Annotated in this window: 16 protein-coding genes; 9 read left to right on the plus strand and 7 right to left on the minus strand. The window is 61.0% G+C overall.

What is annotated here, in order from left to right:
* Positions 1–6 precede the first annotated feature (6 nt).
* Together prlC and K5R89_RS14435 are read right to left on the minus strand one after the other, a co-directional pair.
* Positions 7–2,049, minus strand: a complete 2,043-nt coding sequence (gene prlC, locus K5R89_RS14430) for an oligopeptidase A (protein ID WP_101989353.1) — start codon at positions 2,047–2,049, stop codon at positions 7–9.
* A gap of 182 nt (positions 2,050–2,231) precedes the next feature.
* Positions 2,232–3,503: a phosphatase PAP2 family protein gene (locus K5R89_RS14435; protein WP_048298538.1), complete on the minus strand. Its 1,272-nt coding sequence runs from the start codon at positions 3,501–3,503 to the stop codon at positions 2,232–2,234.
* A gap of 193 nt (positions 3,504–3,696) precedes the next feature.
* Here K5R89_RS14435 and K5R89_RS14440 point away from each other — a divergent pair, with 193 nt between their 5' ends.
* Positions 3,697–4,539 carry a 23S rRNA (adenine(2030)-N(6))-methyltransferase RlmJ gene (locus K5R89_RS14440; protein WP_004204945.1) on the plus strand — a complete coding sequence of 281 codons (843 nt, stop codon included), beginning with the start codon at positions 3,697–3,699 and terminating at the stop codon, positions 4,537–4,539.
* A 72-nt stretch (positions 4,540–4,611) separates the two neighbouring features.
* Positions 4,612–5,964, plus strand: a complete 1,353-nt coding sequence (gene gorA / locus K5R89_RS14445) for a glutathione-disulfide reductase (RefSeq protein ID WP_023291278.1) — start codon at positions 4,612–4,614, stop codon at positions 5,962–5,964.
* Positions 5,965–5,996: 32 nt separating this feature from the next.
* On the opposite strand, the gene K5R89_RS14450 is transcribed toward gorA, so the two are convergent.
* Positions 5,997–7,088, minus strand: a complete 1,092-nt coding sequence (locus K5R89_RS14450) for a serine hydrolase (RefSeq protein ID WP_171005044.1) — start codon at positions 7,086–7,088, stop codon at positions 5,997–5,999.
* 195 nt (positions 7,089–7,283) lie between these two features.
* Entirely contained in the window at positions 7,284–7,907 is a 624-nt protein-coding gene (locus tag K5R89_RS14455) for a glutathione S-transferase family protein (RefSeq protein WP_048298718.1), read from the minus strand.
* 126 nt (positions 7,908–8,033) lie between these two features.
* Between K5R89_RS14455 and K5R89_RS14460 the strand changes: the two genes are divergently transcribed.
* The 3 genes from K5R89_RS14460 to K5R89_RS14470 all read left to right on the plus strand — a co-directional run bounded on the left by K5R89_RS14460 (position 8,034) and on the right by K5R89_RS14470 (position 11,674).
* Positions 8,034–9,182: an iron-containing alcohol dehydrogenase gene (locus tag K5R89_RS14460; protein WP_217259326.1), complete on the plus strand. Its 1,149-nt coding sequence runs from the start codon at positions 8,034–8,036 to the stop codon at positions 9,180–9,182.
* A 239-nt stretch (positions 9,183–9,421) separates the two neighbouring features.
* The gene (locus tag K5R89_RS14465; RefSeq protein ID WP_023291282.1) at positions 9,422–11,074 is read left to right on the plus strand and encodes an alpha,alpha-trehalase; all 1,653 of its coding nucleotides are present in this window, start codon (positions 9,422–9,424) and stop codon (positions 11,072–11,074) included.
* Positions 11,075–11,140: 66 nt separating this feature from the next.
* Positions 11,141–11,674 (plus strand): GNAT family N-acetyltransferase, encoded by a 534-nt coding sequence (locus K5R89_RS14470; protein WP_023291283.1) that lies wholly within the window; start codon positions 11,141–11,143, stop codon positions 11,672–11,674.
* Between the two features lie 34 nt (positions 11,675–11,708).
* Here K5R89_RS14470 and K5R89_RS14475 read toward each other — a convergent pair whose 3' ends face one another.
* Positions 11,709–12,467 (minus strand): SDR family NAD(P)-dependent oxidoreductase, encoded by a 759-nt coding sequence (locus K5R89_RS14475; protein WP_023291284.1) that lies wholly within the window; start codon positions 12,465–12,467, stop codon positions 11,709–11,711.
* 119 nt (positions 12,468–12,586) lie between these two features.
* Between K5R89_RS14475 and K5R89_RS14480 the strand changes: the two genes are divergently transcribed.
* The 3 genes from K5R89_RS14480 to K5R89_RS14490 all read left to right on the plus strand — a co-directional run bounded on the left by K5R89_RS14480 (position 12,587) and on the right by K5R89_RS14490 (position 16,218).
* Positions 12,587–13,486 (plus strand): LysR family transcriptional regulator, encoded by a 900-nt coding sequence (locus K5R89_RS14480; RefSeq protein WP_023291285.1) that lies wholly within the window; start codon positions 12,587–12,589, stop codon positions 13,484–13,486.
* Positions 13,487–13,592: 106 nt separating this feature from the next.
* Complete coding sequence (gene yhjD, locus K5R89_RS14485; RefSeq protein ID WP_023291286.1) at positions 13,593–14,624, plus strand: inner membrane protein YhjD; 1,032 nt, start codon at positions 13,593–13,595, stop codon at positions 14,622–14,624.
* A gap of 271 nt (positions 14,625–14,895) precedes the next feature.
* Positions 14,896–16,218: an MFS transporter gene (locus K5R89_RS14490; protein ID WP_017900001.1), complete on the plus strand. Its 1,323-nt coding sequence runs from the start codon at positions 14,896–14,898 to the stop codon at positions 16,216–16,218.
* Positions 16,219–16,255: 37 nt separating this feature from the next.
* Here the strand turns inward: K5R89_RS14490 and K5R89_RS14495 are convergent, their stop codons facing one another.
* Entirely contained in the window at positions 16,256–18,307 is a 2,052-nt protein-coding gene (locus K5R89_RS14495; RefSeq protein WP_217259325.1) for an AsmA family protein, read from the minus strand.
* 194 nt (positions 18,308–18,501) lie between these two features.
* On the opposite strand from K5R89_RS14495, the gene K5R89_RS14500 reads away from it, so the two are divergent.
* On the plus strand, positions 18,502–19,431 hold the full coding sequence (locus tag K5R89_RS14500) for a sugar kinase (protein WP_217259324.1): 930 nt from the start codon (positions 18,502–18,504) through the stop codon (positions 19,429–19,431).
* A 54-nt stretch (positions 19,432–19,485) separates the two neighbouring features.
* On the opposite strand, the gene K5R89_RS14505 is transcribed toward K5R89_RS14500, so the two are convergent.
* The gene (locus K5R89_RS14505; protein ID WP_101990860.1) at positions 19,486–20,988 is read right to left on the minus strand and encodes a pitrilysin family protein; all 1,503 of its coding nucleotides are present in this window, start codon (positions 20,986–20,988) and stop codon (positions 19,486–19,488) included.
* Between the last annotated feature and the right edge of the window lie 210 nt (positions 20,989–21,198).

Below are 21,198 nucleotides of genomic sequence, written 5' to 3' on the forward strand. Positions count from 1 at the left end.
GCAGACTTAACCCTTGATCCCGTAATGCTCCAGCATCGCATCCAGCTGCGGCTCGCGCCCGCGGAAGCGTTTGAACAGCACCATCGGCTCTTCAGAACCGCCGCGGCTCAGGATGTTATCGAGGAACGACTGACCGGTTTCACGGTTGAAGATCCCCTCTTCTTCGAAGCGTGAGAAGGCGTCTGCCGCCAGCACGTCAGCCCACAGGTAGCTGTAGTAACCCGCCGCGTAACCGCCGGCGAAAATATGGCTGAAGGCGTGCGGGAAGCGGCCCCAGGTTGGGCCCGGCACCACGGCGACCTGCTTTTTAATCTCCGCGAGGGTCTCAAGGATTTTCGCCCCCTGCTCCGGCTTGTACTCCGCGTGCAGGCGGAAATCGAACAGGCCGAACTCCAGCTGGCGCAGAATAAACATCGCCGCCTGGTAGTTTTTCGCCGCCAGCATTTTCTCCAGCAGCGCCTGCGGCAGCGGTTCACCGGTTTCATAATGACCGGAGATAAAGGCCAGCGCTTCCGGCTCCCAGCACCAGTTTTCCATAAACTGGCTTGGCAGCTCGACCGCGTCCCACGGCACCCCGCTGATGCCGGAAACCCCGGCGGTATCGATGCGGGTCAGCATGTGGTGCAGACCGTGGCCGAACTCGTGGAACAGGGTGATCACTTCGTCGTGGGTGAACAGCGCCGGTTTGCCGTTGACCGGACGGTTGAAGTTACAGGTCAGGTAGGCGACCGGCTTCTGCAGGGAACCATCCAGCTTACGCATCTGGCCGACGCAGTCGTCCATCCACGCCCCGCCGCGCTTGTGCTCGCGGGCATACAGGTCGAGATAGAAGCTGCCGCGCAGCTCGTTGTGTTCGTCATACAGCTCGAAGAAGCGCACTTCCGGATGCCACACGTCGACATCGGTACGCTCTTTGGCGGTAATGCCGTAAATGCGCTTCACCACTTCGAACAGACCGTTAACGGCTTTGTTTTCCGGGAAATAGGGGCGCAGCTGCTCATCGCTGATGCTGTAGAGATGCTGTTTCTGTTTTTCGCTGTAGTAAGCGATGTCCCACGGCTGCAGCTCTTCGACGCCGAACTCGGCTTTAGCGAAAGCGCGCAGCTGGGCCAGCTCTTTTTCGCCCTGCGGACGGGCGCGTTTTGCCAGGTCGGTGAGGAAGTCGAGCACCTGCTGCGGATCCTCCGCCATTTTGGTGGCGAGGGATTTAAAGGCGTAGCTGTCAAAGCCCAGCAGCTGCGCCAGCTCGTGGCGCAGGGCGAGGATCTCCGCCATCACCGGGCTGTTATCCCATTTACCGGCGTTTGGCCCCTGGTCGGAGGCGCGCGTGGAGTAGGCGCGGTACATCTCTTCGCGCAGCGCCTGATTGTCGCAGTAGGTCATCACCGGCAGGTAGCTCGGGATATCCAGGGTCAGCAGATATCCTTCCTGCTCTTTGGCCTGGGCCTGCGCCTGAGCGGCGGCCAGCGCGCTTTCCGGCATACCGGCCAGATCGGCGACGTCGGTCACCAGCTTGTTCCAGCCCATGGTGGCGTCAAGGACGTTGTTGCTGTACTGGTTGCCCAGCTCAGAGAGGCGCGCGGCGATTTCACCGTAGCGTTTCTGCACCTCCGGCGGCAGGCCAATACCGGATAATTCGAAATCGCGCAGCGCGTTATCCACCGCTTTTTTCTGCGCGGTATTCAGCGTGGCGTAGTTATCGCCATCGCGCAGATCGCGGTAGGCTTTATACAGGCCTTCATGCTGGCCGACCCAGGTGCTGTACTCGGAGAGCAGCGGCAGCGTCTGTTCGTAGGCCTCACGCAGTTCCGGGCTGTTTTTTACCGAATTGAGATGGCTGACAGGCGAGAAGATGCGTCCCAGCACATCGTCCACTTCCGCCAGCGGCTGGCAAAGATTTTCCCAGCTATACGGCGCGCCGTGCGCCACTGCGCTTTCCACCGCGGCCCGGCAATCCTCCAGCGCTTTGGTGACCGCTGGGACCACGTGCTCTGGTTTGATCGCAGAAAAAGGCGGCAGGGAAAAAGGCGTCAGTAATGGATTGGTCATATGCGCTGTCCTGTTGAAAAGGGTGAGTGAAGCGCGCGTCCGGCGCTTATGCATGAGATCTAGAATGGGGGATAGTTGGGGGAATTTCAATGACGGGCGGTGCGTCAGCCTGGGTATTGCTGCGATAAGTCCGCCCGTTGCCGGAAAAGCGCGACACGCGGCGCAGCGTGCCGGAAACCGCATTAATGCCTTTTTTGCGCCATCTCCCAGGCCGCCGACAAATTCAGCCGCTGCCAGAACTGCTGTTCGGGGGTGGCGCCGGACAGCGGGTAGCCCGCCGGCAGCGCGGTGTTGACCATCAGCGCCCGACGCTGGGCCGCTGACAGCTGCGGCAGAGCAGCCTCCAGCAGCACTTCCGCCCCCTCCGGCGCCTGCAGGCGCGGCTGCGGCCCCTTCTGCCGCGGCAGGTCGTAGGTCATGGCGAAACGAGTGAAATCATGCATCGCCGGATCGCGCCATGGATCGTCTTTCACGCTGCTCTTCGCGCACTCGGCAAGCGACGTACCGCAGGCTTTCGCCAGCGCGGCGCGCAGCTGATCGCGGGCTTCGTTAAATAATACCCGGTAGCGCGGATCGTTAAGATAATGGGCCACGTTGCGCTCGGCCACCATCCGCGAGCCGATCACGTCTAGCGGATAGTGGACGCCCAGCACAATGCGCGAGTAGCCATAGCGGGCGCCGCGCGCCACCAGCGCGTCGTAGCGCTCCGGGATCATCGCCGCCAGCAGCAGCGCATCGGTATAGCCAGTGTTGGTGTGGCCGCTGGGGAACGAGCCGCCGTCGGCGGTATAGGGCTGGTTATCCTTCACCACCACGTCGTCCGGCACCAGGTGAATGGTGTTGCCCTGGACCAGGAACGGCCGCGGATTGTGGAAGTGCTTTTTCGCCTCGCCGGTGCTGACTTCCGAGGCTTTGATCAGCGCCGCCGCTTTCCCCAGCGCGCCCTGGTCATAGGCGGTCAGAAACGCGTTGCCCAGACGAGGCCCCAGCGCGTCGCTGAGGAAATAGAGGTAGCTAATCCCTTGCGCATCGGCCAGCGCCTGACGGCGGGTGGTCTGCACGGCGTCGCGGTTGATGGCGGTCACCGTCGCCAGGTTCTGCTTCACGACGGTCTCCGGCAGACTGCTGAACGCCGACAATAGCGCAATATCCGCCTGCTGGTTTGCCCGTGTCTGGAAGTCGTAGCCGCTGGCCTTCAGCCAGGCGGTATCGGCCTGGGTTTTGTTTTGTTTCGTGTGCGCCAGCCGATCGCGGGTCAGCGTCGCGGCATCCCCTTGCAGCGCGTGGCGCAACTGCGCCAGCGCCTGTTGCTCAAGATCGTCATACGCCTGGCTGGAGGCAGCCGGCGTCACGCTATTGGCGACGGCCGCCGCCCTGTTCAGCGGGATGTCTTTAGCCAGAACCGGTTGCGCCAGCAGCAGCGCGACGGCCAGCAGCGAGAGTTGCTTTTTCATTATTTTTCCTTTTATTCAAACAATTACCTTGCCTGTCTCCGACGCTAGCGCGGCCGTTTGACGCTTTTATGACAGTGTTATGTTTTGCAACGCTTTTGGCAGAAATGAAACAGCGCGGCGGCGCAGCGGTAATCTCGGCCGATCTGCGGTAAACTATCGGTTAACTTGTTTATTTCCCGGAATCTCTGCATCCATGCTCAGTTATCGCCACAGCTTTCACGCAGGCAACCACGCCGACGTCCTCAAACACACCGTTCAGAGCCTGATCATTGAAGCGCTGAAAGAGAAAGAAAAACCGTTTCTCTACCTGGACACCCACGCCGGCGCGGGCCGCTATCAGCTGAGCGGCGAGCACGCCGAGCGTACCGGCGAGTATCTCGAAGGCATCGCCCGCATCTGGCAGCAGGACGACCTGCCGGCAGAGCTTGAGCCCTATATTTCGGTGGTCGAACACTTCAACCGTAACGGCCAGCTGCGCTACTACCCGGGTTCTCCGCTGATCGCCCGCCAGCTGCTGCGCGAGCAGGACAGCCTGCAGATGACCGAGCTGCACCCGAGCGACTTCCCGCTGCTGCGCGCCGAGTTTCAGAAAGACAGCCGCGCGCGCGTCGATAAAGCCGATGGCTACCAGCAGCTGAAAGCCAAACTGCCGCCGGTCTCGCGCCGCGGTCTGATTCTGATCGACCCGCCGTACGAAATTAAAACCGACTATCAGGCGGTGGTGACCGGAATTAACGAAGGCTACAAACGCTTCGCCACCGGCACCTACGCGCTGTGGTACCCGGTGGTGCTGCGCGCGCAGATCAAACGCATGATCAAAGACTTAGAAGCCACTGGCATTCGCAAGATTCTGCAGATTGAGCTGGCGGTACGTCCTGACAGCGACCAGCGCGGCATGACCGCCTCCGGGATGATCGTCATCAACCCGCCGTGGAAGCTGGAGCAGCAGATGAACAATGTGCTGCCGTGGCTGCACAGCAAGCTGGTGCCGGCCGGTACCGGTCACACGACCGTCAGCTGGATCGTGCCGGAGTAATCGCAACCATCGGTGGAACCTTTTACGCCTCGCGTTACAATCGCGGCAATCAACGATTAAGGACATATGGGCATGAGCAAACATTATGATTACCTCGCCATCGGCGGCGGTAGCGGCGGTATCGCCTCGATTAACCGTGCGGCCATGTACGGCCAGAAGTGCGCGCTGATTGAAGCCAAAGCGCTGGGCGGCACCTGCGTCAACGTCGGCTGCGTGCCGAAAAAAGTGATGTGGCATGCGGCGCAGATCCGCGAAGCGATTCATCTGTACGGCCCGGACTACGGTTTCGATACCACCATCAACCATTTCGACTGGGAGAAGCTGGTCGCCAGCCGCAGCGCCTATATCGATCGCATTCATACCTCCTACGACAACGTGCTGGGTAAGAACAACGTCGACGTGATTAAAGGCTTTGCGCGCTTTGTCGATGCCCACACAGTGGAAGTGAACGGCGAGACCATTACGGCCGATCATATCCTGATCGCCACCGGCGGCCGTCCGAGCCACCCGAACATTCCGGGCGTGGAATACGGTATTGATTCCGACGGTTTCTTCGAACTGCCGGCGCTGCCGAAGCGCGTGGCGGTGGTCGGCGCGGGCTACATCGCCGTTGAGCTGGCGGGGGTGATTAACGGCCTCGGCGCTGAAACCCACCTGTTCGTGCGCAAGCACGCGCCGCTGCGCAGCTTCGATCCGCTGATCGTCGAAACGCTGGTGGAAGTGATGAACGCCGAAGGCCCGCAGCTGCATACCAACGCCATCCCGAAAGCGGTGGTGAAGCATGCCGACGGCAGCCTGACCCTTGAGCTGGAAGATGGCCGCAGCCAGACCGTTGACTGCCTGATCTGGGCGATTGGCCGCGAACCGGCGACCGATAACTTCAACCTGGCGGCTACCGGCGTGAAAACTGACGATAAAGGCTACATCGTCGTCGATAAGTTCCAGAACACCAGCGTGCCGGGCATCTACGCCGTGGGCGATAACACCGGCGCCGTTGAGCTGACCCCGGTGGCCGTGGCCGCAGGCCGTCGTCTCTCCGAACGCCTGTTTAACAACAAACCGGAAGAGCATCTGGACTACAACAACATTCCGACCGTGGTCTTCAGCCACCCGCCTATCGGCACCGTCGGCTTAACCGAGCCGCAGGCGCGCGAGCAGTATGGCGACGACGCCGTGAAGGTCTACAAATCCTCCTTCACCGCGATGTACACCGCCGTCACCTCGCACCGCCAGCCGTGCCGCATGAAGCTGGTGTGCGTCGGCCCGGAAGAGAAGATTGTCGGTATCCATGGCATCGGCTTCGGGATGGATGAGATGCTGCAGGGCTTTGCGGTGGCGTTGAAGATGGGCGCCACCAAAAAAGACTTCGACAACACCGTCGCCATTCACCCAACGGCGGCAGAAGAGTTTGTCACCATGCGCTAAGGCGCGCAGCCCCGTCTCCGGACGGGGCTTTTTTATTGCGCCGCCAGGTGACGCAGGATCTGGTGGCCGATATAGTTGCTCCAGTTAAAGCTGTTTTGCAGCACCACCACCGCATTCTGATTCGCTTTATCAAAACCGATATAGCTCGAATAGCCGCCGATGTATCCCACCTGATAGGTTAATTGCTGCTCGCCGAACGTGTCTGTTACCCAGGCGATATTCGCCGCTTCAATCCGTCGCGGATAATAGTCGACGCTAACGTCGCGGAACGCCTGATCCAGCGCCGCCTGACCGGTGGGCGCGAAGTGGGCGCGGGCATAGTGAATCAGATCCCCGGCGTCGCTGTACAAACTCGCCGCGCCGACCATGTTATGACGGAACTGCCAGTCCGGCGTCAGCGCGCCGCGGGGTTTAAATTTCGGCTGATCGCCAGCATGGCCCAGCGCCCGCCACGGATAATCACGCAGCGTTTGCGGCAGGAAGCTGGTGTTCCCCATCCCCAGCGGGCGGAAGATCATCCGCGAGGCCAGCGTCTCAATCGATTCGCCAGTCTGGTACTGGAGAAGATAGCCGAGGATCGCGTAGCCGAGGTTGGAGTAACTCGGCGCCGGTTCCGCCGGGGCCTGGAAATTCTGCAGATAACTCAGTACGCCATCGGCATCGAGCTCATGGTAGAAGTTCTCGCCATCGTTGAGATAGGCCAGCAGGTGCTCAAGCGACAGCATATTCATCGGTTGCCGCGGCAGCCCTGAGGTATGCGTCACCAGCTGCAGCAAGGTTATCTTACGGGCATCCTCACTCAGCGCGGTACCCGGCGGCAGCAGGGTCTGCAGCGTGTCGTGCCAGTGGAAACGGCCCTCGTTCACCAGCATCGTGACCACTTCGGCGGTAACCCCTTTGCTCAGCGAGCCGAGGGCAAACAGCGTATGCGGGGTTATCGGGTAGCGATGTTGGTCATCGGTCACGCCGAAGCAGTGAAACTCCGCCGGGCCGTTATGATGAATAATTGCCACCACCATGCCGCTGACCTGCTTCTCGCGCATGTAATGCCTGACATAATCATCGACGGAAAGCCGCTGACCGTTGCGCCCTGTCAGACTGGTTTCATTGCTGGGCGGGCTCATTTGCGACAGCGTGCCGGAACAGCCTGAAATCAACAGTAATGCCAGTAGCACAAGGCCTAACCGTTTTTTCAAACTGCACCTGCCTGCCACACGTTATTTGGGATGGGATAAAAAATAGACGCGGGATCGTAGCGGCATTACCCCACCAGTGCAAAGCGAATACGCTGAAAAATCGATAAGGCCCTGGCCCGTTCGCTACGCCACGCCGTTATTTCCATGGCGCATAAACGCCGGGCGCTGATTGAGCGCCATATACCAGCGCTCCACGGCCGGCATTTCCGGATGGGCAAAGGGCGTCATCTTCCAGCGATGCACCGACAGGCCCAGCACAATATCAGCCAGGGTGAAGCGCTCGCCGGCGACCCACGCCCCGGTCCGCTGCAGCTGCGCTTCGACAATGCGCACGCAGTGGGTCCAGGCGGCAATGCTCTCTTTAATCGCCGCCGGATCCTGAAAGCGGGGATCTTTACGCACCAGCCCCATAAAAGCATGGCGCCAGGCATTATTGAACTCGGTCGCCTGCCAGTCCATCCAGTGCTCCACCTCGGCGGCGGGCTGCGGCTCGGCGGGCAGCAGATCCCAGCGCTCCGCTTTTCGCGCCAGATAGCGGCAGATACTGTTCGACTCCCAGAGCACAAAGTCATCGTCCAGCAGTACCGGCACCAGGCTGTTAGGATTCAGGCGCTGAAATTCGGGGGTGTCCAGGGGCTTAAACCCGCTGCCGTAATCCTCCTGCTGGTACGCCAGCCCGATCTCCTCGCAGGTCCACAGCACTTTCCGTACATTGATTGAAGAGCGTTTGCCCAGAATTGTTAGCATCGTCAGCGATTCCTCAGCCATAAAAGAGAGTTCATTCACTCTACTCTATTGCCAGCCAGCAACAAGGCAGAGCGCTGGATAATGTGTATAGTTGATTCCAGCCTGTTTGCCGAAAAGGAACCCGACATGTTGACCCCTTTTACCGTTTTGATGCCTGCAAATATTCGTTTTGGCCGCGGTCAGGCCCAGAGCGCCGCCCCCTGGCTGGCGCAGCAGGGCGGTCCTGTTCTGCTGGTGCATGGCGCCAGCCCGCAGCGGGCGGCGTTTCTCCGCCATCAGCTGGAGGCGCTGCAGCTGGCGGTCACGACGCTGGCGATAAGCCGCGAACCCTGGCTTATCGATATTGAGCAGGGCGTCCAGCTGGCGCGCAAGAAAGGGATCAGGGCGGTGGTCAGCCTCGGCGGCGGCGCGGTGATTGACGCCGGTAAGGCGATTGCGGCGCTGGCGCCCGCCACCGGCCCGCTGATCGACTATCTGGAAGTCGTGGGAACCGGCCGTCAGCTGGAAGCCAGCCCGCTGCCGTTCGTGGCGATCCCCACCACCGCGGGCACAGGCGCGGAAGTCACTAAAAACGCGGTGATCAACGTCGTGGAACAGCAGCGGAAGGTGAGCCTGCGCGACGACCGGATGCTGCCTGACCTGGCCATTGTCGACCCGGCGCTAACCGACAACGCGCCGCGCAGCATCACCCTGAGCTCCGGCCTCGACGCCCTGACCCAGGTGATCGAGCCCTGGCTCTGCAGCCGGGCCACCCCTTTCACCGACGCCCTCTGTCAGCAGGCGATCCCGCGCGGCATCCGCGCGCTGAAAGTTCTGATGGAAAAAGAGTGCCCGGCCAGCCGCGACGAGATGGCCTGGGTCAGCCTGTGCGGCGGAGTGGCGCTGGCGAACGCCGGGCTGGGGGTGATCCACGGCCTCGCCGGCCCGCTGGGCGGCCTGAGCCGCGCCTCGCACGGCGCCTTATGCGGCAGCCTGCTGCCGTTTGGGCTGGCGCTGAATGAGTCGCAGATAAACGACCCCGCCCTGCGCCAGCGCTTCAACGACGTTCGCCGCTGGCTGGCCGAGGGGCTGGAGGTCCCGGCGGATCGGGTCTGGGACAGTCTGCGGGAATGGAGCCATCGCGCCGGTCTCGGCACCCTGCGCGACCTCGGCGTGGCGCGCGACGCCCTGGAGCCGGCGGCGCTGGCCGCCAGCACCTCCTCGTCGATGAAGGCTAATCCGGTCAGCCTGAGCAGCGAACAGCTGCTGGAGATGCTGGAGGCGGCGTGGGAGTGAGCGCGCCGGGATAAAATTTTGTTGCATAATGAATGCTCCGAATTTTATCTTCACCTAATCGCGGACTTATTTATTATTTATCAACGTGTTAATTAGAAATCACGGCGTCCCCTGCAGGCGGAAAAGCGTGATCTAACGCACAGTTTACTTCACACTCACCGAAGCGACTGTCTACGCTTAAAAGACAAGGCCGGGTACGCCCGGCCGCGAACTCACGCTATCCGGAGGTCCGTATCGCTATGTTCAGCCAGAAATTACGCCACGTTGAAGACGACGAGTTAAGGATCGACATCGATCCCTGCTACGAAGCCGATCCGTACGAATTAAAGCTGGATGAGATGATTGACGCTGAACCGGAGCCTGAGGTGATCGAGGGGCTTCCGGCCTCCGATGCCCTCACCCCGGCGGATCGCTATCTTGAGCTGTTTACCAACGTGCAGAAATCACGCATTTTTGCCGACAGCAAAACTTTTCCCGACTGCGCGCCGAAACACGACCCGCTGGACATCCTGCGGAACTACCGGAAGGTCAAACGCCAGCCCGATTTCGACCTGCGGCAGTTCGTTGAGGATAATTTCTGGCTGCCGGAGAGCCATACCGACGTCTACACCTCCGACCCCAGCCTGACGCTGAAAGAGCATATCGATAAGCTATGGCCGGTGTTGACCCGCGAGCCTCAGGATCATATCCCCTGGTCATCGCTGCTGGCGCTGCCGCAGGCCTATATCGTGCCCGGCGGTCGCTTTAGCGAAACCTATTACTGGGACTCTTATTTCACCATGCTGGGGCTGGCGGAGAGCGGCCGGGAAGATCTGCTGAAATGCATGGCCGATAACTTCGCCTGGCTGATTGAAACCTACGGTCACATTCCGAACGGCAACCGCACCTACTACCTCAGCCGCTCGCAGCCCCCGGTGTTCGCCCTGATGGTCGAACTCTTTGAAGAGGACGGCGTGCGTGGCGCGAAGCGCTATCTGGATCATCTGAAGATGGAGCATGCCTTCTGGATGGACGGCGCCGAGTCGCTGATCCCGCATCAGGCGTATCGGCACGTGGTGCGCATGCCGGATGGCTCCCTGCTCAATCGCTACTGGGACGACCGGGACACGCCGCGGGATGAATCGTGGCGCGAGGACGTGGAGACCGCCCGACACTCGGGACGGCCGGCCAATGAAGTCTACCGCGACCTGCGGGCGGGCGCCGCGTCCGGCTGGGACTACTCCAGCCGCTGGCTGCGGGATATCACGCGACTGGCCAGTATTCGCACCACGCAGTTTATCCCCATCGACCTGAACGCCTTCCTGTTCAAGCTGGAGACGACCATCGCCAACCTCTCCGGCCTGAAGGGCGATCGCGAGACGGAAGCGGCCTTCCGCCAGAAGGCTCAGGATCGGCGGGCGGCGGTTAACCGCTATCTGTGGGACGATGAGAACGGCTGTTTTCGCGATTATGACTGGCGCCGCGAACAGCTGGCGCTGTTTTCCGCCGCCAGCATTGTCACCCTTTACGTCGGCCTGGCGACCCACGAACAGGCGGAACGCCTTGCCGATGCGGTTCGGGCCCGCCTGCTCACCCCCGGCGGGATCATGGCCACCGAATACGAGAGCGGCGAGCAGTGGGATAAACCCAACGGCTGGGCGCCGCTGCAGTGGATGGCGGTGCAGGGATTTAAACGCTACGGCCAGGATCCGCTGGGCGATGAAATCGCCTGGAGCTGGCTGCAGACGGTCAACCACTTCTACAAGCAGCACCACAAGCTGATTGAGAAATACCACATCGCCACCGGCGTTCCGCATGAGGGCGGCGGCGGGGAGTATCCCCTGCAGGATGGCTTCGGCTGGACCAACGGCGTCGTGCGCCGGCTGATTGGCCTCTACGGCGAGCCAACCTAGTCGGGCTGTTCCCGGCGGCCTTCTCCTGCTATGTTCAGAGGATTCGCCCTGCCCGGAATGACGCTTATGCCTGAACTTCTGACGCCGCGCCTGCGCTGCTCACCGCTGCAGCTGGACGACTGGTCGTTTTTTCTTTCCCTGCAGCAGGATCCGCAGGTCATGCTTTACGTGGCCGACCCCAGGCCGCAGGCGGCCATCCGCGAGGCGTTCGATTCGCGGCTGCCGCCGTGGACGCCCGGGGATGAACACTGGCTGTGCCTGGTGGTGCGCGACAGGCTGACCCATACCCCGCTCGGCCTCACCGGTTACCAACATCATCAGCGCGACATTGCCGAGGTCGGCTTTCTCTTCGCTCCGGCGGCGCAGGGGCGTGGCTACGGCTACGAATCGCTGCGCGCGCTGTGCGACTACGCCTTCACTACCGGCGGCGTCCGCCGCCTGACCGCCAGCGTCACCGCCGGCAACGAGGCGTCCAAGCAGTTACTGCTCAAAGCCGGGTTCCGACTGGAGGGGGAGCTGCGGGAGAACTACTGGCTCAACGGGCGCTGGCACAACGACTGGCTGTTTGGTCGGCTGCGCGCGGAGGGCGATGCGCCCTAGCGCACCGCCGCTCACGGTCTGACGACAGCGGGGTTCAGAGGAACATCCCTCCCGAGACTTCCACGCGCTGCGCGTTCATCCACGCCAGCTCATCGCTGAGCAGGGCGGCGATGGCGTCGCCGATATCATCCGGCAGCCCGACGCGCCCCAGTGCGGTCTGGGCGGCGATATGCCGATTCACCTCGGCGTTATCGCGCACCACCCCGCCGCCAAAGTCGGTCTCAATTGCCCCCGGCGCGATGATGTTCACCGATATCCCCCGTCCGCCCAGCTCTTTCGCCTGATAGCGGGTCAGAACCTCCATCGCCCCCTTCATCGCGGCGTAGGCCGCATAGCCCGGCAGGGCAAAGCGCGCCAGGCCGCTGGAAACGTTGAGGATCCGCCCCCCGTCCTGCAGGAGGGGCAGCAGCCGCTGGGTCAGGAAAAACGGGCCTTTGAACTGGATGTTCATCAGCTCGTCAAACTGCGCTTCGCTGGTCTCGGCGAAGGGGACGTTGAGGCCGATCCCGGCGTTGTTCAGTAAATAATCAAAGGTGGTGCGTCCCCACTTCTGCGCCAGCACCTGCGCCACCTCGCTGGCGAAAGCGTCGAATGTTGAAGGATCGCCGACGTTCAGCGCCAATGCTGCCGCCTTCACTCCTTTTTGCTCAATCTCCGCCACCACCTCGAGCGCCGCCTGGCGGTTGCTGTGATAGGTCAGAAGAATGTCGGTTCCCTTCGCCGCCAGCTTCAACGCGGCGTTTTTACCCAGACCGCGGCTGCCGCCGGTCACTAAAGCGATACGTTGTGTCATCAGAAGACCCCTTTCAGGTTGCGTTGTGATTGTGTTCTAGCTTATTAACTGCCAGTGAAACAATAAATACGCTACATTACGTTTTACTGTTTCATTCACAACAACAATAGGCCATCGGCATGGATAAAATTCATGCAATGCAGTTATTCATTCGCGTAGCGGATCTGGAGAGTTTCTCCCGCGCCGCCGAGACCCTGGCGCTGCCGAAAGGCAGCGTCTCGCGGCAGATTCAGGCTCTGGAAAGCCATCTTGGCGTGCGCCTCCTGCACCGCACCACCCGCCGGGTTCAGCTCACCCAGGATGGGATGGTCTACTACGAGCGGGCGAAGGATCTGCTGAGCAACCTCGACGAACTGGACGGTATGTTCCAGCACGATCCGGCGAGCATCAGCGGCCGGCTGCGGGTGGATATGCCGGTCGGTTTTGCCAAAAAGCTGGTGATCCCGCACCTGCCGGCTTTTTTGCAGCAGTATCCGGGCATCGAACTGGAGCTGAGCAGCAGCGACCGGCTGGTGGACGTGATCCGCGAGGGGTTTGACTGCGTGGTGCGCGTCGGCGCGCTCAAAGACTCCGGGCTTATCGCCCGCCCGCTGGGCAAGCTGACGCAAATTAACTGCGCCAGCCCGGACTACCTGACCCGTTTTGGCTACCCGCAATCCCTGGAGGATCTGGCGGATCATGCCCTGATCCACTACGCCAGCACCCTCGGGGTCCGTCCTTCCGGCTTCGAGGTGGTGATCGACGGCGCCGTGCGCTGGGTAAAAAGCGGCGGCATATTGACGGTCAACAGCACGGAAACCTATCAGGCGGCCTGTATCGCCGGGCTGGGAATTATTCAGGTGCCACGCACCGGCGTGCGCGAGGCGTTACGCGCCGGCGAACTGATTGAGATCCTGCCCCAGTACCGCGCTGAGCCGCTGCCGGTCTCGCTTATCTACCCGCACCGGCGCAATCTCTCCCGCCGCGTGCATCTGTTTATGGAGTGGCTGGGCGGGCTGATGAAAGATTACGTCGATTGATCCGCGCGGAGGGTGAACGGTGGGCGGGCAGATGCGTTCCTGCAGGATACGGCATTTAAGGTATACTTTTTGCTGAATCTCGCGGTAAAAAAGGAAGAAATCACGTATGACGCCGGAAAACGACGATCGACGCCCCCCACAGGAACCGGACACGCAGCCGGAGAAAAACAAAAGCCCCCTCGACGCTCTCAATGACACGGCCGTCGGGCAAAAAGCCAGCCAGGCGCTGAAGACCGTCACCGGAACGGCGGCCAAAGTGCAGCGCAACCCGGTAGTCGCCCACCTGATACGCGCCGCAGAGCGCTTCAACGACCGGCTGGGCAATCAGTTCGGCGCGGCCATCACCTACTTCTCGTTCCTGTCGATGATCCCGATCCTGATGGTCTCGTTTGCCGCCGCCGGCTTCGTGCTGGCCTGGCATCCGACCCTGCTGCAGGACATTTTCGACAAAATTCTGCAAAACGTCAGCGACCCGACGCTGGCGGCGACGCTGAAAAACACCATCAACACCGCGGTGCAGCAGCGCACCGCCGTCGGCCTCGTCGGCCTGCTGGTGGCGCTCTATTCCGGTATTAACTGGATGGGCAACCTGCGCGAAGCGATCCGCGCTCAGTCGCGCGACGTCTGGGAGCGCCGGCCGCAGGACGAGGAGAAAATCTGGATAAAATACTTCCGCGATCTTATCTCGCTGATCGGTCTGCTGGTGGCGCTGATTATTACGCTGTCGATCACCTCTGTCGCCGGTTCCGCCCAGCAGTTGATTATCTCCGCGCTGTATCTGGACAATATTGAATGGCTGAAACCCGCCTGGCGGCTGATCGGTCTCGCCATCTCGATTTTTGCCAACTATCTGCTCTTTTTCTGGATCTTCTGGCGGCTGCCGCGCCACCGTCCGCGGCGCAAAGCCCTGTTTCGCGGCACGCTTATCGCGGCGATTGGCTTTGAAATCATCAAAATCGTCATGACCTGGACGCTGCCGGCGCTGGTGAAATCCCCTTCCGGGGCGGCGTTCGGATCGGTGCTGGGGCTGATGGCCTTTTTCTATTTCTTTGCCCGCCTGACGCTGTTCTGCGCCGCGTGGATCGCCACCGCGGAGTATAAAGACGACCGGCGGATGCCGGGCAAAACCCACCGCTGAGGTATTGCGAGGATGAATAAAAGAGGCAAAATTCATCCTCGCGCTTGATTTCAGCAGATAAATCCAGGACGTAACTTTTATTTAACGAAAAACTGGTTTTATTCTCTATCTTTTTAATTGTGTGAAGCATTTCATAGAACTATTTTTTCTGGCGTAAAAATTATCCGCTTTTTGCCTCTTTTTTGCTCATTTTCCGCGTTTGTTACAGATTGAAATGTCCCGGTGGCTGTGGCTATATGGCTTTTCGTTCGCGCAAAAATAAGAAAGATCTATGCAAGCCACAGCCACCACACTCGAAAACACGCAGGAAACCGCCCCGGTCAACTCACGCAATAAAGTCGTTGTCGCCTCGCTCATTGGCACCGCCATTGAGTTTTTCGACTTCTACATCTATGCCACTGCCGCGGTCATCGTCTTCCCGCATATCTTCTTCCCGCAGGGCGATGCCGCCGCGGCCACCCTGCAGTCGCTGGCCACCTTCGCCATCGCCTTCGTCGCCCGGCCAATCGGCTCCGCGCTGTTCGGCCACTTCGGCGATCGCGTCGGCCGGAAGGTCACCCTGGTGGCCTCGCTGTTAACCATGGGGATCTCCACTGTGGTGATCGGCCTGCTGCCCGGCTATGAAAGCATTGGCATTGTCGCGCCGATGCTGCTGGCGCTGGCGCGCTTCGGTCAGGGACTTGGCCTCGGAGGGGAGTGGGGCGGCGCAGCGCTGCTGGCAACGGAAAACGCCCCGGCGCGCAAGCGCGCCCTGTATGGCTCCTTCCCGCAGCTGGGCGCGCCGATCGGCTTCTTCTTCGCCAACGGCACCTTCCTGCTGCTCTCCTGGCTGTTAACCGATCAGCAGTTTATGGAGTGGGGCTGGCGCGTGCCGTTTATCTTCTCCGCGGTGCTGGTGATCATCGGTCTGTATGTTCGCGTTTCGCTGCATGAGACCCCGGTCTTCGCCAAAGTGGCGGCGGCGAAAAAACAGGTCAAAATCCCGCTGGGTACCCTGTTGACCAAACACGTCCGCGTGACGGTGCTGGGCACCTTCATCATGCTGGCAACCTATACCCTGTTCTACATCATGACCGTCTACTCGATGACCTTCAGCACCGGCGCGGCGCCGAATGGCCTGGGCCTGCCGCGTAACGAAGTACTGTGGATGCTGATGATGGCGGTGATTGGCTTTGGCGTGATGGTGCCGATCGCCGGCCTGCTGGCGGACGCCTTTGGTCGTCGTAAGAGCATGATTATCATCACCACGATGATTATTTTGTTCGCCCTGTTCGCCTTTAAACCGCTGCTGGGTTCCGGTAACCCGCTGCTGGTCTTTGCCTTCCTGCTGCTGGGCTTAAGCCTGATGGGACTGACCTTTGGCCCGATGGGCGCGCTGCTGCCGGAGCTGTTCCCGACGGAAGTGCGCTACACCGGGGCGTCGTTCTCCTATAACGTGTCGTCGATCCTCGGCGCCTCGGTCGCGCCGTACATTGCCGCCTGGCTGCAGGGCAACTATGGCCTCGCGGCGGTCGGCACCTATCTGGCGGCGATGGCGGCGCTGACGCTGATCGCCCTGCTGCTGACCCACGAGACCCGCCACCAGTCGTTGTGATCCTTCGCCCTGACGCCGCTGGCGCCAGGGCTCTCCCCTACTTTTTCATCTGCGACAATATGGTCCGGCACTGGTTACTATCGCCCTCCGCCGGGGATATCAGCGCCAGCAGCGCGGCAGCCGGCGTCACCAGAGTAGCCAGCGCCGCCGCTACCGCGCCGCGGACAATCAGCGGCCCGGCCTTCACCCCCGCCTGCGGCGATTTAAAGGTGCCGCGAACATACAGCGGGGAACGCAGGGTGATCACCCGGAAGCCCTTGCTTTCCGGATCGATGGTCAGGTCCAGCTGCTCGGAGGCGAAGCTGGCGGTCCCGGTCACATTGATCAGCGCGTTTTCCGTATCGAAGGCAAAAATCTGCGGCCGGGCGACGCCGTTGGTCACGTCGATATTGGCCGCCGCGCAGTTCACCCGAACCTCCTCATCGCCAAAAATCTGGCCGATCAGGTAGTTGCCGACGTTAAGGCCGAGAATTTCCATCAGGTTGCGACTGATCAGGCCGTCATTCATCAGCAGCTTCAGGTTGCCGTTGCTGTTGCCGAGCAGGGCCGCCACCGAGTTGCCGCTGCCGCGCAGCTGAACGTCGCCATTCATCTCGCCGAGGGTTTTCTGCATCATCTCGACGTTCGGCATCAGCGCCTTCAGCTTCAGTCGCCGCGCCTGCAGATTGGCCTCACCCTGCAGCGGCTTTTTATCGCCCTGCAGGTGCACGCTGCCGGCAATCGACCCGTTGGCCAGGCCAAAGCGCACCGGCTGCAGGCGCAGGTCGCCATCCTCCAGGATCACGTGGGTCGCCAGATCGCTGATCGGCAGCGTACCGCCGTGCTCAATTCTCCGGCCCTTAAAGCGCACATCGGCATCCATCACCTGCCATTTATCTGTTTCAAAGCGGTCCGCCGGCAGCACTTTACCCGCCGGCTGCGGCCGATCGCCCGCCTGGCGCGCAGCGCTTTTCTTCGTCCCTTTGCCGGAGTCGACGCCGATTAACGGCCCGAGATCCGCCAGCCGCAGCTGCTTCGACTCCATGTCGCCGCTGAGCTTCGGCCGCGGTTTGCCAGTGGTATAGGTCAGAGAGCCATGAATGTCGCTATCGCCGATCCGGCCGTTAAAATTCTGATAGTCAAAGCGCATGCTGTTTTTCTGCTTAAAGTCGGCGCGCAGACGGCCGTCGGTGGAGAACGACGGCGTCTCCGGCAACAGCACGCCGGTCAGGTCGTAGAGATCGCGCAGCGAATCGCCGGCGAATTTCAGCCGCAGGTCAATGCCGCCGACGTTGAGCGGATCGCTAACCGTGCCGCTGAACGCCACCCGCGTATTGCCGGAGCGGAAGTCGCCCTGCAGCGGGAAAGGCGTGCTTGCGCTGCGCAGAGCCAGCATGCCGCCGATTTTACCGTTGCCGGTGACTGGCTGGTCCTTATAGCGGCCCTTCAGCGACAGGCCAAAGACGTAGTCGCCTGGTTTCGCCGCGCTATGCCGATCCTTCGTGCCAGTGACTTCGCTGAACGGCAGCGGTTTGCCGAGGGGATCGACGAGGATGGTGATATCGCTGCGGGTGATCTTGTCATCAATGGCGATAGTCCCGCGATCGAAGAGAATGTTATCGAGGCGGAAAGACCAGCTGGAGGGGGCGCTGTCCCCCGCGGCACGCTGATCGCCAGCCAGCTGAAAGGTCCAGTTATTGTTGTCTTCCGCCAGGCGGATCAGCCGCACGTCGGGCTGTTCCAGCTTGATCCATGGCAGATACACCGTTTTGCTCAGCAGCGCCAGCGGGGCGAGGGTCGCCTCCACCCGCGGCAGGTGGCTCATGGTCACCTGGGGAATGGCCGGCGGGTTGCCCAGCACGATATCTTCCGCGTGCACATGGGGCCACGGGATCCAGCTGCGCCAGCCGCGCTCTTCCGGCTGCCGCTCCCAGACCACGCCGAGATCGCCGCGGATGGCGAACGGGCGGTTCAGCTCGGCAGACACTTTCTGATTAATCGTCGGCTTCAGCCGGTTCCAGTCGAAGGTGGCCAACACGATAAAGAAGAGAACGATCAGCAACAGTATCGTTCCTGTGATGATAACCAACGTTTTACGGGTTCTGCTCATCCCTACTCCGCTCCTTTTGCATCACGTCAGTCCTGAATATAGTCAAAAAGCGGCGTTTCTCCTGGAAATGCGCTTTTCGTCACATTACGCGCGTCAGGTCAAAAAAATAATGGAACGATGTTTTAATATGATTGACCAGCAAAACAGCGCAGCGCACACTAGCGCTTATATCGATTCCATTGCAGGTTCTGGCTATGTCTAAAAAAATTGCCGTCATTGGCGAATGCATGATTGAGCTGTCAGAGAAGAACGGGGCCGTTAACCGCGGCTTTGGCGGCGATACCTTAAACACCTCGGTCTATATCGCGCGGCAGACGGATGCCAGCGCGCTGAGCGTCCACTACGTCACCGCGCTGGGAACCGATGCGTTCAGCCAGCAGATGCTCGACAGCTGGCAGCAGGAAAACGTCAACACCAGCCTGATCCAGCGGATGGCCGACCGCCTGCCGGGGCTGTATTACATTGAAACCGATGACGCCGGCGAGCGCACCTTCTACTACTGGCGCAACGAGGCGGCGGCAAAATTCTGGCTGGAGAGCGATCGCGCGGGGGCGATTTGCGAAGAGCTGGCCACGTTCGACTATCTCTACCTGAGCGGCATCAGCCTCGCCATTCTCAGCCCGGTCAGTCGTGCCAGGCTGTTCACGCTGCTGCGTGAGTGCCGCGGCAACGGCGGCAAGGTGATCTTCGACAACAATTATCGCCCGCGCCTGTGGGCCAGCCAGGCGGAGACGCAGCAGGTCTATCAGGAGATGCTCGCCTGCACCGATATCGCGTTTCTGACCCTCGATGATGAAGACGCGCTGTGGGGGGAAAAACCGGTCGCCGAGGTGATCGCCCGCACCCACGCCGCCGGCGTGGAAGAGGTGGTGGTGAAGCGCGGAGCGGATGCCTGCCTGGTCTCGGTGAGCGGGCAACCGCTGCGGGAAGTGCCGGCCGTCAAGCTGGCCAAAGAGAAAGTGGTGGATACCACTGCCGCCGGCGACTCCTTCAGCGCCGGCTATCTGGCCGTGCGCCTGACCGGCGGCGATGCTGAATCCGCCGCCAGACGCGGACATCTGACCGCCAGTACGGTGATCCAGTATCGCGGGGCGATCATCCCCCGGGAAGCAATGCCGCAATAATCCTCACCTGTAAGCGCTCTCCGGCCGCCGCTGGCGCGCCGGAGAGGCGTCAGGTTACTGCCCCGACGGGATGTCGCTGGCCTCGCTGTGGGCGTCAACCGTATCGGCGCTGCCGCTGGTCGCTGCGGTCGCCGGACTCGGCACCATCAGTTTTTCCCACGTGGCCTGCAGCTCCTTCATGTTGTATTCCGGTTCGCCTTTCGGCTGCTGCAACACCAGCGCCATATCCTGAGACAGTTGCTGACGCAGGTACTGGTTCAGCATGTCCACCGTCAGGGAGTTGAGGAACTCCTGACGCAGCTTCTGGTACTGCTCCGGCGCGATATCCACCACCTGATTTTGCAGGGAGCGCATGCGCTGGCTCATCAGAATGTCGGTATCGGTGCGCGCATAGGTGGCAAACAGCTTCTGCAGCTCGAGGCTTTTCTGAGCGATAAGCGCGTCAAACTCCTCCTGCGGCAGGCCGTTGTCGCGCACTTTCGCCAGCTCGCGCGAGACCACGCTCAGGTTGTTATTCAGGCGCTCGCCCGGCGATTCGATATTGATGGCGCACTGCGCGCGCTGATAGAGCACCCGGCAGTCAAAACCAAGACCAATATCCTTGACGTTATTTTTGCTCAGGCTCTGCTGCACGTGCCAGAACAGCGCTTCGCGGGCGAGGTCGTCGCGCCAGTAGCGCTGCAGCGCCGCGGAGTCGCGGATCGGCTGCCAGGGGGCGTCCCACATGATGGACAGTTTGTCCTGGCGCACGGCGCTGGTCATGATGCTGACCGGCACGGTGGGCAGCGGCGATAAGGTCGGCACCGCCGCGGGCGTTTCCCGCTTGCCCTTCAGATCGCCAAAGGTTTTGCTGATTTGCTCAGCGACGCTGCGGCTGTCGACGTTACCCACCACGATCAGCGTCATGGCGTCGGGGGTGTACCATTTTTGATAAAAGTCTTTCAGATGCGCCACGTCGATCGGCTGCTTCAGCGGCGCGGCGGGATCGTGGCCCAGCATGGTGGAGCCCTTGAGGCGATAGCGCCACCAGCCCTCTTTGGTATCCAGCGGCCAGGTCGCCACCATGTCGTTGCCCTGCAGCGCGTGATTGATCGATTCAGGCGTAATGGTCAGTTTACCGCTGGCGTCCGCCAGCCAGCTCAGCGCCTCTTTCAGCAGATCGTTGCGGTTATTCGGCAGGCTGAGATTAAACATCGTGTAATCGTAGGAGACGATGGCCGGCGGCAGAGGACGCTTCGGGTCAATACTCTGCTGCCACAGCGAGCGCGCCTGCATCGTCGGCAGGCTGCCGCTTTGCGTCAACGCCAGACGGGGAATAAAACGGCTGAAGCCGCTCTGCTGAGTGCTTTCGCTCAGCGAGCCAATATTCACGGACAGACGGACTTCGATACGGTCGCTGGGACGCTGCGGCGTGGCCAGCACCTGCCACGACAACCCATTCGCTAAGGTCCCTTGTTGCCAGGCCGGATCAGGCTGGAGCGCTTCTGCCTGCACATAACCGGCCGCCGCTACCATCAGCAAACCGCCCGTTAAGAGTTTAATTGTTGTGCCCTGCATGTGAACCCCTGATGAACATTCCTGGTTACAACAGCATCCCACTGACGGGCTGCCGAAAAAAGTGAGAGTGAAATACGTCGGTTAGACCACACGGAGACGAAAATGTCGCATGACAACGTAAAATAATCATTTCGTGTCATTCCCGCCGGGCGGAAATGACCTCTAATTATGCGCAGGAGCCCGTACTCCAGCAAGGGAGTACGGGCCTAA

This window comes from Klebsiella sp. TF21-TM, assembly GCF_019753495.1.
GTDB lineage: Bacteria > Pseudomonadota > Gammaproteobacteria > Enterobacterales > Enterobacteriaceae > Klebsiella > Klebsiella quasipneumoniae.